The organism is Agromyces sp. NPDC056523 (assembly GCF_042794545.1).
Classification (GTDB): Bacteria; Actinomycetota; Actinomycetes; order Actinomycetales; family Microbacteriaceae; genus Agromyces.
The window spans coordinates 316,697-332,305 of the sequence record NZ_JBHTTM010000003.1 but is presented as its reverse complement, the minus strand read 5'-3'; the positions used below and the strand labels follow the sequence as shown (position 1 = coordinate 332,305).

Below are 15,609 nucleotides of genomic sequence, written 5' to 3'. Positions count from 1 at the left end.
CCGAACGGGGAGGCCGGCTGTGCCGACCTCCCCGTTCCGTACGGGTGTCCTTACTCCGCGAGGTAGGACTGGACCTCGATGTCACCGGCGATGATCGCGTCGCGCAGCTCGTCGAGCTCGCCCTGGAGCGTGTCGGAGACCTTCGACTCGAAGTCGTGGAACGGCGCGAGGCCGACGCCCTCGTTCTCGAGCGTGCCGATGAACGGCGTCGGGTCGAACTCGCCCTGGCCGGCGGCGAGCACGGCCTCGGAGACGCCGACGTCGATGCCCTTCAGAATCGAGGTCAGGACGAGGTCGGCCACGTCGGGGTCGGTCTCAGTGAAGTCCGCGTCGACGCCGATGAGGGCGATGTCACGGCCGGCCTCGCGGATCGCCGCTGCGGCCGACTGGTAGATCGGGCCGCCGACGGGCAGCACCACGTCGACGTCCTGGTCGATCAGGCCCTGCGCCACCTGGCGAGCGGTGTCGTTCGCCTCGAACCCGCCCGTGAACAGGCCGTCGGTGCCGTCCCAGCCGAGGACCTCGACGTTCGTGCCCTTCTCCTGGTTGTAGTAGTCGGCGCCCTGCTTGAAGCCGTCCATGAAGATCGAGACGGTCGGGAAGTTCATGCCGCCGAAGGTGCCGATCTTGTCGGTCTCGCTGAAGTCGGCCGCCGCGTAGCCGGCCAGGAACGCCGCCTGGGCGGTGTCGAACAGGATCGGCTTGATGTTCTCGGAGTCGACGGTGCCGTCGAAGTCGTTGTCGGCCGCGTCGTCGATGATGACGTACTCGATGTCGGGGTTGGCGAGCGCCGACTCGACCGTGGCGGCCGAGAGGGCGAAGCCGACCGTCACGATGAGGTCGCAACCCTGGTCGACGAGGCTCGTCAGGTTCGGGGCGTAGTCGGTCTCGGACGCGGACTCGACGGTGATCGCCTCGACGCCGAGCTCGTCGCTGGCCTGGGTGATGCCCTCGAAGCCGAGCTGGTTGAACGACTTGTCGTCGAAGCCGCCGGCGTCGGAGACCATGCACGGCTGGAAGTCGATCGCCTCGCCCGAGGCGCCGCCGTCTTCGGACTCCTCGGGAGCCGATGCGCAGCCCGCGAGCAGCGCGACCGCGCCGAGCGTCGCCAGGCCGCCGAACGCGGCCTTCTTGAACGTGAACGTCACAGTGTCCTCCAAAAGACTGCACCCCGATCAGGTCTCGGGGACCGTGCAGTCACGTTACCCAAAGTTTCGGCGGGCGCCACGGGTCGTTCGGCCCGGTCGGGCAATGGTTATGAAGCCGCGACCTTCTGCTCATATGAGCAGGGTTCACTCACCCCCGAGCGGGGGACGCGCCATCCGGGATCAGGGCGTCGACGGGGATTCGACGACCAGCTCGCCCGCGATGATGCTCTGCCTGACGCCCTCGATCTCGCCCTGCAACTCGGGCGGGACGAGCGACTCGAGGTCGTGGTACGGCGCGATCTCGACGCCGCCGTTCTCGAGCGTGCCGATGTACGGCTCGTTCGTGAACGAGTCGTCGACGACGTCTCCCACGATCTCGACCATCGCCTGCTGCGTGTTCTTCAGGACGCTCGTGAGCAGCACCGCGCGGTACTGCTCGGGAAGCGTGTCGTAGCCGTCGCTGTCGACCCAGATGATCGACGTCGCACCGCGCTCGAGCGCCGCGGCCGCCGCACCCTCGCCCACCTGACCGGCGACGGGGAGGATCACGTCGGCCCCCTGGTCGATGAAGCCCTCGGTGAGCACCTTGCCCTTGTTGACGTCCTCGAAGTCGCCCGTGAAGGCGCCGTCCTGGGCCTCCTTGTCCCACCCGAGTGCGCGCACCTGCGTGCCGTGCACCTCGTTGTACTGCGCGACACCGTCGACGAAGCCGTCCATGAACAGGGTCACCGGCGGCTGGTTGCCACCGCCGAAGGTCGCCACCATCCCCGTCTTCGAGACGCCTGCGGCGAGGTATCCGGCGAGGAAGGACGCCTGCGCGGTGTCGAACACGACCGGCTTGACGTTCTCGGCCTCGACCACCTCGTCGACGATGGCGAACGCCAGGTCGGGGTTCGCCTCGGCCTGGTCGAGCGTCGCCTGCGCGAGTTCGTATCCCACGGTGACGATGAGCTCGCAGCCGGAGTCGACGGCCTGCTGCACGTTCGGCTCGAGGTCGGTCTCGGCGGTCGAGACGAGCGCCTCGGCCTCGATGCCGTATTCCTCCTCGGCCTGCTGCAGGCCCTCCCAGCTGGACTGGTTGAAGGAACGGTCCTCGAGGCCGCCCGAGTTGGTGACCATGCGGGCGCAGACCTCGGCCTGGGCGCCGTCGTCGCCGCCTTCGGGTGCCTGGCCGCACCCGGCGAGCGCGAGGGATGCCGCGACGAGCGCGGCTCCGACCGTGACGACCCTGCGCACCGACATCCCGACCGCCTTCCCGTGCCTAGAGCACGTCGCTGGATCCGCCGAGACGCAGCGCGTCGACGACGGCCTTCACGCGCTGGGCGTGCTCGCTCGTGGTGACCAGCAGCGCGTCCGGCGTGTCCACGACGACGATATCGCGGACCCCGATCAGCGTGATCACGCGGTCGGCGCGGCTGACCACGATGCCGCTCGCGGCGTCGGCGAGGACGCGCGCGTTCTCGCCGAGGATCGCGAGCTCGCCCGAACGGCCGGAGGTGTTCAGCTTCGCCAGCGACGCGAAGTCGCCGACGTCGTCCCACTGGAAGTGGCCGCGGATGACCGCGAGCCGTCCCCGCTCGGCGGCGGGCTCGGCCACGGAGTAGTCGATGGCGATCTTCTCGAGCCCGGGCCAGATGCGGTCGACGGCCGGACCGCGCGTGGCGGGGTCGTCCCACGCCGCCGCGAGCTCGACGAGGGCGGCGTGCAGCTCGGGCTTGGTCCGCGCGAGCTCCTCGAGCAGCCGGTCCGCGCGCGCGATGAACATGCCCGCGTTCCACAGGTGCTTGCCACCCTCGAGGTAGGTGCGGGCCGTGTCGAGGTCGGGCTTCTCGACGAAGCTCGAGACGGCCGACGCGTGCTCCGCCCCCGGGATGTCGAGCGGCTCGCCGCACTCGATGTAGCCGAAGCCCACCGCCGGCTCGGTCGGCGTGATGCCGATCGTCGCGATGTACCCGGCGTCGGCCGCGGCGACCGCCGAGGCGACGGCCTCGCGGAACAGCGTCGAGCCCGAGATGACGTGGTCGGCCGCGAACGAGCCGATGATCACGCCCGGCTCGCGGCGCTGCAGGATCGCCGCGGCGAGCCCGATGGCCGCGGTCGAGTCGCGCGGCTCGCTCTCGAGGACGATGTTCTCGTCGGCCAGCTCGGGCAGCTGAGCCTCGACGGCGGCGCGATGCGCGCGGCCGGTGACCACCATGATGCGCTGCTCGCCCGACAGGGGCGCCAGGCGGTCCCAGGTGTCGCGCAGCAGCGTCTGACCCGACCCGGTGAGGTCGTGAAGGAACTTGGGCGCGTCGGCGCGCGACAGCGGCCAGAGCCGTGAGCCGACGCCGCCGGCGGGGATCACGCTGTAGAAGCGTTCGAGGGGAGCCTGTCGCATCCGATCAGGATAGTGGCGGGTCCCTGCATGGACGCGGCGGCGAACGAAGCACGCGCGCGGCGGGGATAGACTCGTGCCGGGCCATCGGTCCCGTCACGCCCACAGTCGGGCGACGCACACCGCCAGGAGGGTTGTCCATGTCCGCAACGACGACACGGACCCCGACCGCACCCCAACCGGCGCAGCAGAAGCCGGGCGGCACGCTCTACCGCGGCCGCGAGGGCATGTGGTCGTGGGTGCTGCACCGGATCACCGGGGTGGCGATCTTCTTCTTCCTCCTCGTGCACATCCTCGACACGGCCCTCGTGCGGGTGAGCCCCGACGCGTACAACGCGGTCATCGGCACCTACCAGACGCCGATCATGGGCCTCGGCGAGGTGGCCCTCGTCGGCGCGATCGTCTTCCACGCGTTCAACGGGCTGCGCATCATCCTCGTCGACTTCTGGTCGTGGGCGACCCGCAACCAGAAGGTCCTCTTCTACGTCGTCGTGGCGCTGTGGGTCCTCACCATGCTCGCGTTCACCCCGCGCCACCTGATCAACGTCTTCAGCCACTAGGAGCGCGAGATGACCGTCATCGAATCCCCGCGCACCCCGGCGCGGCCGGCGCCGCGGAAGGGCGTCAACCTCGAGAAGTGGGGCTGGATCTGGATGCGCGCCTCCGGCGTGGTCCTCGTCGTGCTGATCTTCGGCCACCTCTACGTGAACCTCGTCGACGGCGAGGGCGTGAAGGCCATCGACTTCGGCTTCGTCGCCGGCAAGTGGGCCAGCCCGTTCTGGCAGGTCTGGGACCTCCTGATCCTCTGGCTCGCGCTGATCCACGGCGCGAACGGCATGCGCACGATCATCAACGACTACACGAGCCCCGGCGCGGTGCAGAAGGTGCTGAAGGGCGCGCTGCTGCTCGCGACCGTCGTCCTGCTCGTGCTCGGCACGCTCGTGATCTTCACGTTCGACCCGTGCCCCGCCGGATCGCCGGCCGAGCTCCTCCCCTCGTTCTGCACCGCATAGGAGACACGTGACCACCGAGAACCACGTCGACACGACGGTCGTCGACGGCGTCCACCACCACCAGTACGACATCGTCATCGTCGGCGCAGGCGGCGCCGGCATGCGCGCGGCCATCGAGGCCGGGCCCGGCGCGAAGACGGCCGTCATCTCGAAGCTCTACCCGACCCGCTCCCACACCGGCGCGGCGCAGGGCGGCATGGCGGCCGCGCTCGCGAACGTCGAGGAGGACAGCTGGGAGTGGCACACCTTCGACACCGTCAAGGGCGGCGACTACCTCGTCGACCAGGATGCCGCCGAGATCCTCGCGAAGGAGGCCATCGACGCGGTCATCGACCTCGAGAACATGGGCCTGCCGTTCAACCGCACGCCCGAGGGCAAGATCGACCAGCGCCGGTTCGGCGGGCACACGCGCGACCACGGCAAGGCCCCGGTGCGCCGCGCGTGCTACGCCGCCGACCGCACCGGCCACATGATCCTGCAGACGCTGTTCCAGAACTGCGTCAAGCTCGGCATCGAGTTCCACAACGAGTTCTACGCGCTCGACCTGGTGATGACCGAGGTCGACGGCGTACCCCAGCCCTCCGGCATCGTGGCCTACGAGCTGGCCACGGGCGAGCTCCACGTCTTCCAGGCCAAGGCGATCATCTTCGCCACCGGCGGCTTCGGCAAGATCTACAAGACCACGTCGAACGCGCACACCCTCACGGGCGACGGCGTCGGCATCATCTGGCGCAAGGGGCTGCCGCTGGAGGACATGGAGTTCTTCCAGTTCCACCCGACCGGCCTCGCGGGGCTCGGCATCCTCCTCACCGAGGGCGCGCGCGGCGAGGGCGCGATCCTGCGCAACGCCTCGGGCGAGCGGTTCATGGAGCGCTACGCCCCCACCATCAAGGACCTGGCGCCGCGCGACATCGTCGCCCGGTGCATGGTGCAAGAGGTCGCCGAGGGCCGCGGCGCCGGTCCGCACAAGGACTACGTGCTGCTCGACTGCACGCACCTCGGGGCCGAGGTGCTCGAGACCAAGCTGCCCGACATCACCGAGTTCGCCCGCACGTACCTCGGCGTCGACCCGGTGTACGAGCCCGTCCCGGTCATGCCCACCGCGCACTACGCGATGGGGGGCATCCCGACCAACGTCGCGGCCGAGGTGCTGCGCGACAACACGACCGTCGTGCCCGGCCTCTACGCGGCCGGCGAGTGCGCGTGCGTCTCGGTGCACGGCTCGAATCGCCTCGGCACCAACTCGCTGCTCGACATCAACGTCTTCGGCAAGCGCGCCGGCCGCAACGCGGTCGAGTACGTCAAGACCGTCGACTTCACCCCGCTGCCCGCCGACCCCGCTGCCGGCGTGCGCGCGCTCCTCGAGACGCTGCGCGACTCCGACGGCACCGAGCGCATCGCGGCGATCCGCAAGGAGCTGCAGGACGAGATGGACAAGGGCGCGCAGGTGTTCCGCACCAGCGAGTCGCTGGCCCACGTGGCATCCGTCATCTCGAACCTGCGCGAGCGCTACCGGCACATCGCCGTCCAGGACAAGGGCAAGCGGTTCAACACCGACCTGCTCGAGGCCGTCGAACTGGGCTTCCTGCTCGACCTCGCCGAGGTCGTCGTGACGTCCGCCGCCAACCGCGAGGAGAGCCGCGGCGGCCACATGCGCGACGACTTCCCGAACCGCGACGACGCGAAGTACATGCAGCACACGATGGCCTATCTCTCGGGCGACCCGCACTCCACGCACGCGGCCGACCACATCCGGCTCGACTGGAAGCCCGTGACGATCACCCGATACCAGCCGATGGAGAGGAAGTACTGACGTGACGACCGCCACGCTCCAGAACGCGTCGACCGGCACGGTGGATGCCGCCACGCAGGCCTTCACCGTCACGTTCCTGATCCGCCGCTTCGACCCCGACGTCGACACCGAGCCGCGCTGGCAGGACTTCGACGTCGAGATGTACGCGACCGACCGCGTGCTCGACGCGCTGCACAAGATCAAGTGGGAACAGGACGGCTCGCTGACGTTCCGTCGCTCGTGCGCGCACGGCATCTGCGGCTCCGACGCCATGCGCATCAACGGCCGCAACCGCCTCGCCTGCAAGACGCTGATCAAGGACCTCGACATCTCGAAGCCGATCTACGTCGAGGCGATCAAGGGCCTGCCGCTCGAGAAGGACCTCATCGTCGACATGGAGCCGTTCTTCGCGAGCTACCGCGAGGTGCAGCCGTTCCTCATCGCGAACTCGACGCCCGAGCCCGGCAAGGAGCGCATCCAGGACGTCGCGTCGCGCGCCCGCTTCGACGACACCACGAAGTGCATCCTCTGCGCCGCGTGCACCTCGTCGTGCCCCGTGTTCTGGACCGACGGCCAGTACTTCGGCCCCGCCGCCATCGTGAACGCGCACCGGTTCATCTTCGACTCGCGCGACGACGAGGCGAAGGTGCGCCTCGACATCCTCAACGACAAGGAGGGCGTGTGGCGCTGCCGCACGACCTTCAACTGCACCGACGCATGCCCTCGCGGCATCGAGGTCACGAAGGCGATCGCCGAGGTCAAGCAGGCCATCCTGCGCGGCTCGCCCTGAGTCCGATCATCGTCCCGCGGAGGGGTCGGCGCGTCGCGCCGGCCCCTCCGTCGTTCCCGTGACGCCACGCCGAAGCCGGGCCCTTCGCCGCGCCGGTGCCGCGGCATCCGCTCGCTAGGGTGAGCGTGTGAGCGAACGCGATCGGGGGCGCGGGAACGGAACGCCCGACGGTGCCTCGGGCGCGCCCACCGACGGTGGGACGCCCGCGCCATCCGGCCCCGCATCGGACGACCGGCCGCGGTCCACCGCCGCCGATGTCGCCGAGAGCATGCGCGAGCGCTTCGACGAGCCGATCGCGAAGGTCGAGGACCTCACGCAGCGGACGATGGCGCTCTTCCCTGTGCGGGTGTGGCGGCACTTCCTCGCCCGCAACGGGTTCCTGCTCACCGCGGGCATGAGCTACCAGTCGCTGTTCGCGGTGTTCGCGGCGATCTACATCGTCTTCGCCGTCGCGGGCATCTGGCTGCTGGGCGACGACGAGACGCTCGACGCCCTGATCACCCTCATCAACACGTACGCGCCGGGCCTGGTCGGCGAGAACGGGGTCATCACCCCCGAGGCGTTGCAGGAGGCGGCCACCGCGAGCACGAGCCTCTTCGGGTGGACGGGTGCCGTCGCCCTCGGCGGCCTGGTCTGGACGGCCATCGGATGGGTGACGTACGCCCGGATGGCCGTTCGGAGCATCTTCGGCCTGCCCAAGGACGATCGCGCCTACCTGTACCTCAAGGGTCGCGACTTCCTCGCCGCGCTCATGTTCGGCCTCGCCATCCTCGTCGCGGCCGTGCTCTCGATCGTGGCGACCGGGTTCCTCGACTGGGTGTTCAGCCTGCTCGGGATCGGGCTGACGACCGATTCCCCCGTCGTCAGCGCCACCCTCCAGCTCGGCGCGCTCGCCATCGTGTTCGTCATCGACACGCTCGCGCTCGCGGTCATGTTCCGGTTCCTGTCGGGCGCCGAGATGCCGTGGCGCCGGATGTGGACGGGATCGCTGCTCGGCTCCGCGGCGCTCAGCGTGCTGCAGCTCGCCGGCGGCTTCGTGCTCTCGTGGGCCGGGTCGAACCCGTTGCTCGCGACGTTCGCTGTGCTCGTGGCGCTGCTGCTCTGGTTCCGCATCGCTAGCATCATCATCCTCGTCGCCGCGTCGTGGATCGCGGTGGAGGCCGCCGACCGGAACGAGTCGCTCCGACGGGTCACGGCCGAGCAGCTCGAGGCGGAGCGGCGGGTCCGGGAGTACGAGGCGCTCGTGACGGCGGCGCGAGTGCGGGTGCGCGAGGCGAGCCAGGAGCTCGCGGCCGCGCGCTGGTACGAACGGGTGGTCGCCGAGCGACGGCTGACGAAGGCGCGACGCGAACTCGCCGAGCTCGAGGCGAACGCCCCGCCCCCACCGCCCGCCCGACCGCGCGCCTGGCTGGCGCCGAACGACCGGAACGGCGGCGACCGCCCGAACGCCTGAGTCAGGGCGGCGTGGTCGGTGGCCTCGCCTAGGATCGAAAGCATGCCCTCCGCGTCCCCGCTCCGTATCGCCAGCGCCAACGTGAACGGGATCAGGGCGGCGTTCCGCCGCGGCATGGGCGAGTGGCTCGCCGCGCGCGACATCGACATCCTCGCGATGCAAGAGGTCCGGGCCTCCACCGACGACGTCGCTGAGCTCCTCGGCGACGAGTGGAGCATCGTGCACGACCCGGCGACCGCGAAGGGCCGGGCGGGCGTGGCGATCGCGAGCCGCGCCGACGCGAGCATCCACCGCGTCGAGCTCGGCGTCGGCGACCACGACACCGCCGGGCGCTGGCTCGAGGCCGACTACGAGGTCGACGGCCGCATCGTCACGGTCGTGAGCTGCTACGTGCCGTCGGGCGTGGCCGATTCCCCGAAGCAGGTCGAGAAGTACCGCTTCCTCGATGCGATGAGCGAGCGGATGGCGCAACTCGCCGACCACGAGCTCGCCGTCGTCGTCGGCGACCTCAACGTCGGCCACCGCACGCTCGACATCAAGAACTGGAAGGGCAACCTCAAGCACGCCGGCTTCCTGCCCGAGGAGCGCGAGTACTTCGACCGCTTCATGGGCGCCGAGGGCGAAGACCAGTACAACGCGGGCGCCGGCTTCGGCTGGGTCGACGTGGGCCGACGCGTCGCCGGCGAGGTCCCCGGGCCGTACACGTGGTGGTCGTGGCGCGGCAAGGCGTTCGACAACGACAGCGGATGGCGCATCGACTACCAGCTCGCGACCCCGAAGCTGGCCGAGGCGGTGGCCGCCTACACGGTCGACCGCGCCGACGCCTACGACCAGCGATGGTCCGACCACGCCCCCGTCGTCGTCGACTACGCCATCCAACCCTGAGGACCTGACACCGAAATGAACACCGCACGCCCCGTCGTCTTCTCCGGCATGCAGCCGTCGGGCGACTCGCTCCACCTCGGCAACTACCTCGGCGCCCTCGTGAACTGGGTCGCCCTCCAGGAGGACCACGACCCGATCTACTGCGTCGTCGACCTGCACGCCATCACCGTCCCGCAGGATCCGACCGAGCTGCACGCCGCCACGCGCCGCACCGCGGCGCAGTACCTCGCGGCCGGCGTCGATCCCGAGCGCTCGACCCTGTTCGTCCAGTCGCACGTGCTCGCCCACACCGAGCTCGCCTGGGTGCTCGGCACGCTGACCGGCTTCGGCGAGGCCAGCCGCATGACGCAGTTCAAGGACAAGTCCGCCCGGTACGGGGCCGAGGCGACCACGGTCGGCCTCTTCACCTACCCGGTGCTCATGGCCTCCGACATCCTGCTCTACGGCACGCAGCTCGTGCCCGTCGGCGACGACCAGCGCCAGCACCTCGAGCTCACGCGCGACCTCGCGGGTCGGTTCAACTCGCGCTTCGGCGAGACGTTCGTCGTGCCCGAGGCACTGATCCCCAAGGAGTCGGCGCGCATCTACGACCTGCAGGATCCGAACGCCAAGATGTCGAAGTCGGCGTCGAGCCCGAACGGCCTCGTCAACCTGATGGACGACCCCAAGGTCATCGCCAAGAAGATCAAGAGCGCGGTGACCGACACCGAGCGCGAGGTCCGGTACGACCCGCAGGCCAAGCCCGGCATCGCCAACCTGCTCGACATCTACGCGACGGTCTCGGGGCGCACGATCCCCGAACTCGAGGCCGAGTACGACGGCCGCGGCTACGGCGACCTGAAGAAGGACCTCGCCGAGGTCGTGGTCGAGCGCGTCGCGCCGATCCGCGCGCGCACGCTCGAGCTCATGGAGGATCCGGCCGAGCTCGACCGGCTGCTCGCGATCGGTGCCGACAAGGCGGCCGAGCGCGCCGATCGCACGCTCGCGACGGTCTACGAGCGCGTCGGCTTCCTGCGCCGCCGGTGAGTGCGAGCCGGCGCGACGAGACGCCGTCGCAGGATCCGGCGCCCGGCGGCGCCGTGATCCTGTTCGACCTCGACGACACGCTCATGGCGCATCGCGAGGCGGTCGCCGACGGAATCCTGGCGCACCTGCGCGAGCGAGGATACGACGCCCACGTCGCCGAGGCCCGTGCCCTCTGGCACGAGCTCGAGGAGCGGCACTACCACGCGTACCTCGCCGGCGCGCTGACCTTCGAGGAGCAGCGGCGCGCCCGCGCTTCGGAGTTCGCGCTCGCACACGGCGACGCCCTCGACGATGACGCGGCGGGGGCCTGGTTCGCCCGGTACTTCGAGCACTATCGCGCCTCCTGGGCACTGCACGACGACGTCGAACCGGCGTTCGACGCGCTCGAGCGGACCCTTCCCGGTGTGCGATTCGGGATCATCACGAACGGCGAGGAGGAGTTCCAGCTCGCCAAACTCGTCCGCCTCGGACTCGAGGTCGGGCATCCGGGTCGCATCGCCCATCTCGTCGCGTCGGGTTCCGAGGGCGTCACGAAGCCCGATGCGCGGATCTTCCACGCGGCGATCGCGCGGTTCGCCGCGTCCTCGCCGGTCTCGGCGGCGGCCTACGTCGGCGATCGGCTGCGCACCGACGCGATCGGCGCCGCACGCGCCGGGCTCGTCGGCGTCTGGCTGAACCGTTCCGGCGAGCGCCCCGACGAACTCGACGCAGCGGATGCCGCGACCGCCGGGGTGCTCGAGATCCGCTCGCTGTCCGAACTCCCGGCGCTGCTCCGCGATCACCTCGCGGGCGAGTAGCGGCGGCCGCAGGCCGACGCGTATCGAGACCCCCACGAGGAGGGTCTCGATACGCGTGCCGCTCCGCCGCGCGCTACTCGACCACCGAGGGTCAGCGGACGTCGTCGTCGACCCAGTCGAGGGTCTTGGTGACGGCCTTCCTCCAGTTGCGCAGAAGCCGGCCCTGCTCGGCCTCGTCCATCGACGGCTCCCAGCGACGATCCTCCTGCCAGTTCTTGGCGAGGTCGTCGAGGTCGGCCCAGAAGCCGACCGCGAGGCCGGCCGCGTACGCGGCGCCGAGCGCCGTCGTCTCGGCGACGACCGGGCGCACCACCGGGACGCCGAGGATGTCGGCCTGGAACTGCAGCAGGGTGTCGTTGGCCGTCGCCCCGCCGTCGACGCGCAGTTCCGTGAGCTCGATCCCCGCATCGGCGTTCACGGCGTCCACGACGTCGCGCGTCTGGAACGCGATCGCCTCGAGTGCCGCCCGCGCGATGTGCCCCTTCTGCACGTAGCGGGTCAGGCCCACGAGCGCGCCGCGCGCGTCCGGACGCCAGTACGGGGCGAAGAGCCCCGAGAACGCGGGCACGAAGTACGCGCCGCCGTTGTCCTCGACGGACGTCGCGAGCTCCTCGACCTCGGCGGCCGACGAGATCAGGCCGAGGTTGTCGCGCAGCCACTGCATCAGCGAGCCCGTCACGGCGATCGACCCCTCGAGCGCGTAGTGGACCGGCTGGTCGCCGAGCTTGTAGCCGACGGTGGTGAGCAGCCCGTTCTTCGAGTGGACGATCTCCTCGCCCGTGTTGAAGATGAGGAAGTTGCCCGTGCCGTAGGTGTTCTTCGCTTCGCCGGCGTCGAACGCGGCCTGGCCGAACGTGGCGGCCTGCTGGTCGCCCAGGATCCCGGCGATGGGGGTCTCGCGCAGCAGCGAGTGCTCGTTCGCGACGCCGTACACCTCGGACGAGGACCGGATCTCCGGCAGCATCGAGCGCGGCACGCCGAACGCGGCGAGGATCTCGTCGTCCCACTGGAGGGTCTCGAGGTCCATGAACATCGTGCGGCTCGCGTTCGTGACATCCGTCGCGTGCACGCCGCCGTCGACCCCGCCTGTGAGGTTCCAGAGCACCCAGGTGTCGGTCGTGCCGAAGAGCAGGTCGCCCGCCTCGGCCTTCTCGCGTGCCCCGGGCACGTTCTCGAGGATCCAGACGATCTTGGTGCCCGAGAAGTAGGTGGCGAGCGGCAGCCCGACCTTGTCCTTGAAGCGCTCCACGCCGCCCTCGGCGGCGAGCCGGTCGACGATGGGCTGCGTGCGGGTGTCCTGCCAGACGATGGCGTTGTAGACGGGCTCGCCGGTCGTGCGGTCCCAGACCACCGCGGTCTCGCGCTGGTTCGTGATGCCCACCGCGGCGATGTCGTGCCGGGTCAGGTTCGCCTTGCCGAGCGCCTGCCCGATGACCTCGCCCGTGTTGCGCCAGATCTCGGCGGGGTCGTGCTCGACCCATCCCGGCTTCGGGAAGATCTGCTCGTGCTCGAGCTGCCCGGTCGAGACGATCGATCCGGCCTTGTCGAAGATGATCGCGCGCGACGAGGTCGTGCCCTGGTCGATCGCGAGGATGTGGTCAGCCATCTGAGAACTCCGTCGTGTCAGTGAATGGATTGGGGTCGGGCGCGCTGACGCGCGCGGATGGCGCGGCTCAGCCGAGCAGCGGCAGCAGCGGGATCGCGGCCCAGCCGGCGAGCACGCCGCCGATGATCGGGCCGACGACGGGCACCCACGAGTAGGACCAGTCGGAGCCGCCCTTGCCTGCGATCGGGAGCACTGCGTGCGCGATGCGCGGGCCGAGGTCGCGGGCGGGATTGATCGCGTAGCCGGTCGGGCCACCGAGGGAGGCGCCGATGCCGATCACGAGCAGCGCCACGGGCAGCGCGCCGAGCGCGGCGAGCCCCGACGCGTCGCCGTTGCGGCCGAAGCCGATCACGACGAACACGAGCACGAAGGTGCCGATGATCTCGGTCACCAGGTTCCAGCGTACGAGCGGATGGCGGGACCGGTCGAGAACACGCCGAGCTTCGGCGCAGCCTCGGGCTCGGCGTCGAAGTGCTGCTTGTAGGCCAGCCAGCACACGACGGCCCCGATGAACGCGCCGATGAGCTGCGCGCCGATGTACGTGAGCACCGAGAGCGCGTCGACGGGAACACCCGGGACGAACTCGGTCGCGCCGTTCGCGACGAGTCCGAGGGTGACGGCGGGGTTCAGGTGCGCGCCGGAGGCGTACGCGACGATGACGCCGGCGAAGACCGCGAGGCCCCAGCCGAAGTTGACCATCAGGAACCCGCCGCCGAAGCCCTTGTTCTTCGCGAGCGCGACATTGGCGACGACGCCGCAGCCGAGGAGCACGAGCATGGCCGTGCCGACGAGTTCCGACAGGAACACGACACCGAGAGTGTCCACGTTGACCTTCTTTCGTTGTGATCGGGATGCCGCGTCCGCGCGGCCCCGATGAAACGTACCGGCGGGAAAGCCCGGAAAACGGCGGTCCCGCGTGCACGTCTGTGCAAGTTGGAGCCGGTGTCGAGTGGGGCTACTCGACCGGCGACGCCGCCTCGAGCACGACGCCGTGGCGGTCGGCGAGCAGGCGGCGCGTTGCCTCGACCTCGGCGCGTCGCTCCGCGGCATCCCACCCGAGCTCGTCGCCGACGACCTCCGCGAGCTCATCGAGCAGCAGCGGCGTGAGCGCACCCGTGAACGCGAGGCTCGTTCGGCGCAGCACGAGGTCGGCGAGATGCACGACCCGCTCGTTCCGGGCGAGCCAGGCGACCTCTTCGCGGCTGTATCCCTCGTGCACGGCGAACGGCGTCTCGGGGCCGCCCTCGACCTCTCGGATCAGTGCCTCCGAACGCGTGCCGTAGCGCTCGAGCAGCGCCTCGGCGCGCGCGCGGCCGACTCCGTCGCCATGCCCGGCGATCCACACCAGCCGCGCGTCATCCGTCGTCGGGTACCCGGCGCCGCCGCCGATCGGCAGGCCCTTCGTGGAGCGCACGCGTGAGCGGCCGACGAGCTCGAGGACCTCGTCGGCGAGGTGCTCGGCGAGCGCCCGGAACGTGGTCCACTTGCCGCCCACGAGGCTCAGCATCGTGGTGCCCGGGCGCTCCGCGACATCCGCCCGCTCGATGCGGTAGTCGCGGCTCACGAAGCCGGGCTGGGTGTCGTCGTGACGCGGCAGGGGTCGCACCCCCGAGAAGCGGTACACGATCTGCGAACGGTCGACGCGGATGCCTGGGAAAACGTGCGCGACGAGGTCGAAGAAGTAGTCGACCTCGGCCTCGGTGCATACCGCGGGCTCGCGCATGTCGTGCTCGAGGTCGGTCGTGCCGACCATGACGCGACCCTTCAGCGGGTAGATGAGCACGATGCGGCCGTCCTCGTGCTCGAAGAAGATCTCTCGGCCGCCGGTCGCCTCGAGCAGCTCGGGGTGGTCGAGCACGATGTGGGAGCCCTTGGTGCCGCCCATGAAGCGGGTCTCGCGGCCGAGCTGCGCGTTCGTCAGGTCGGTCCAGGGACCGGAGGTGTTGACGACGACGTCGGCGGCGAGGTCGAACTCGTCGCCCGTGACCGCATCGCGCACGCGCACGCCGTTCGCACCGAAGCCGACCGCTTCGAGGTGGTTCGCCGCCCGGGCGTGCGGACCGGCCGCGAGGCCGTCGAACAGCACGTCGAGGGCGAGCCGCTCGGGGTCGTGCATGCTCGCGTCGTAGTACGTCGCGGTGTACTTCAGGCCCGGGTTCAGCGCGGGCAGCTCGGCGAGCGACTTCTTGGCACCGAGGAACCGGTGCCGCGGTACGCTCCCGCCGTCGCGCGAGAACGCGTCGTACATGGTCAGTCCGGCCTTGATGAGCGCCGCACCGCGCTCGGTGGGCGCGCCCTGCTTGTGCGTCAGGAACCGCAGCGGCGCGGAGAGGATGCCCGAGAAGGTCGAGAAGATCGGCACGGTCGTACGCAGCGGCTTGACGTAGTGCGGCGCGATCCTCAGCAGGCCGTTGCGCTCCTGCACCGACTCCTGCACGAGGCGGAACTCGCCGTTCTCGAGGTAGCGGATGCCCCCGTGGATCATGTGGCTCGACGCCGACGAGGCGCCCGAGACGAAGTCGTCGCGCTCGACGAGCACGACGTCGACGCCCTGCAGGGCGAGGTCGCGGAACGTGGCGATGCCGTTGATGCCGCCGCCGATGATCACGACCTCGGCGGTGGGTCGGGCGCGCAGCGCCGACACCTCGGGGCGGGTGCGGGGCGCGTGGTTCGGTCGGGTCGTCATCGACGTGGTGGGCGACATCGCTGTCCTTTCGAGCTG

The 15,609-nt window shown here is 70.2% G+C and carries 13 protein-coding genes and 1 pseudogene; 8 read left to right on the top strand and 6 right to left on the bottom strand.

Annotated features, from left to right (window positions below; translation table 11 throughout):
• Positions 1-50 precede the first annotated feature (50 nt).
• The 3 genes from ACFQ58_RS12425 to ACFQ58_RS12415 form a co-directional block, all read right to left on the bottom strand.
• Positions 51-1,148, bottom strand: coding sequence for a BMP family protein (locus ACFQ58_RS12425; protein ID WP_376951426.1), 1,098 nt, complete (start codon positions 1,146-1,148; stop codon positions 51-53).
• A 180-nt stretch (positions 1,149-1,328) separates the two neighbouring features.
• Positions 1,329-2,390, bottom strand: coding sequence for a BMP family protein (locus tag ACFQ58_RS12420; RefSeq protein WP_376951424.1), 1,062 nt, complete (start codon positions 2,388-2,390; stop codon positions 1,329-1,331).
• A 19-nt stretch (positions 2,391-2,409) separates the two neighbouring features.
• A complete protein-coding gene (locus ACFQ58_RS12415) occupies positions 2,410-3,528 on the bottom strand; it encodes a mannose-1-phosphate guanylyltransferase (RefSeq protein ID WP_376951422.1) in 1,119 nt (372 codons plus the stop codon).
• A 137-nt stretch (positions 3,529-3,665) separates the two neighbouring features.
• Here ACFQ58_RS12415 and sdhC point away from each other — a divergent pair, with 137 nt between their 5' ends.
• From sdhC to ACFQ58_RS12375, 8 genes are all read left to right on the top strand, one after another.
• A complete protein-coding gene (sdhC, locus tag ACFQ58_RS12410; RefSeq protein WP_092671291.1) occupies positions 3,666-4,085 on the top strand; it encodes a succinate dehydrogenase, cytochrome b556 subunit in 420 nt (139 codons plus the stop codon).
• Between the two features lie 9 nt (positions 4,086-4,094).
• Complete coding sequence (gene sdhD, locus ACFQ58_RS12405) at positions 4,095-4,538, top strand: succinate dehydrogenase, hydrophobic membrane anchor protein (protein ID WP_376951421.1); 444 nt, start codon at positions 4,095-4,097, stop codon at positions 4,536-4,538.
• Between the two features lie 7 nt (positions 4,539-4,545).
• A complete protein-coding gene (sdhA, locus tag ACFQ58_RS12400; RefSeq protein ID WP_376951420.1) occupies positions 4,546-6,351 on the top strand; it encodes a succinate dehydrogenase flavoprotein subunit in 1,806 nt (601 codons plus the stop codon).
• A 1-nt stretch (position 6,352) separates the two neighbouring features.
• Entirely contained in the window at positions 6,353-7,120 is a 768-nt protein-coding gene (locus ACFQ58_RS12395) for a succinate dehydrogenase iron-sulfur subunit (protein WP_376951419.1), read from the top strand.
• Positions 7,121-7,247: 127 nt separating this feature from the next.
• Positions 7,248-8,573, top strand: coding sequence for a YhjD/YihY/BrkB family envelope integrity protein (locus ACFQ58_RS12390; protein ID WP_376951418.1), 1,326 nt, complete (start codon positions 7,248-7,250; stop codon positions 8,571-8,573).
• A 42-nt stretch (positions 8,574-8,615) separates the two neighbouring features.
• Positions 8,616-9,458 carry an exodeoxyribonuclease III gene (locus ACFQ58_RS12385; protein ID WP_376951417.1) on the top strand — a complete coding sequence of 281 codons (843 nt, stop codon included), beginning with the start codon at positions 8,616-8,618 and terminating at the stop codon, positions 9,456-9,458.
• Positions 9,459-9,473: 15 nt separating this feature from the next.
• Positions 9,474-10,484 carry a tryptophan--tRNA ligase gene (gene trpS / locus ACFQ58_RS12380; RefSeq protein ID WP_376951416.1) on the top strand — a complete coding sequence of 337 codons (1,011 nt, stop codon included), beginning with the start codon at positions 9,474-9,476 and terminating at the stop codon, positions 10,482-10,484.
• Positions 10,481-11,281, top strand: a complete 801-nt coding sequence (locus ACFQ58_RS12375) for an HAD family hydrolase (protein WP_376951414.1) — start codon at positions 10,481-10,483, stop codon at positions 11,279-11,281. The genes trpS and ACFQ58_RS12375 overlap by 4 nt, the downstream gene beginning before the upstream one ends.
• 91 nt (positions 11,282-11,372) lie before the next feature.
• On the opposite strand, the gene glpK is transcribed toward ACFQ58_RS12375, so the two are convergent.
• The 3 genes and pseudogenes from glpK to ACFQ58_RS12360 form a co-directional block, all read right to left on the bottom strand.
• Complete coding sequence (gene glpK, locus ACFQ58_RS12370) at positions 11,373-12,887, bottom strand: glycerol kinase GlpK (RefSeq protein ID WP_376951413.1); 1,515 nt, start codon at positions 12,885-12,887, stop codon at positions 11,373-11,375.
• A 67-nt stretch (positions 12,888-12,954) separates the two neighbouring features.
• A pseudogene (locus ACFQ58_RS12365) lies at positions 12,955-13,664 on the bottom strand (MIP/aquaporin family protein).
• Positions 13,665-13,842: 178 nt separating this feature from the next.
• On the bottom strand, positions 13,843-15,591 hold the full coding sequence (locus tag ACFQ58_RS12360; protein ID WP_376951412.1) for a glycerol-3-phosphate dehydrogenase/oxidase: 1,749 nt from the start codon (positions 15,589-15,591) through the stop codon (positions 13,843-13,845).
• Between the last annotated feature and the right edge of the window lie 18 nt (positions 15,592-15,609).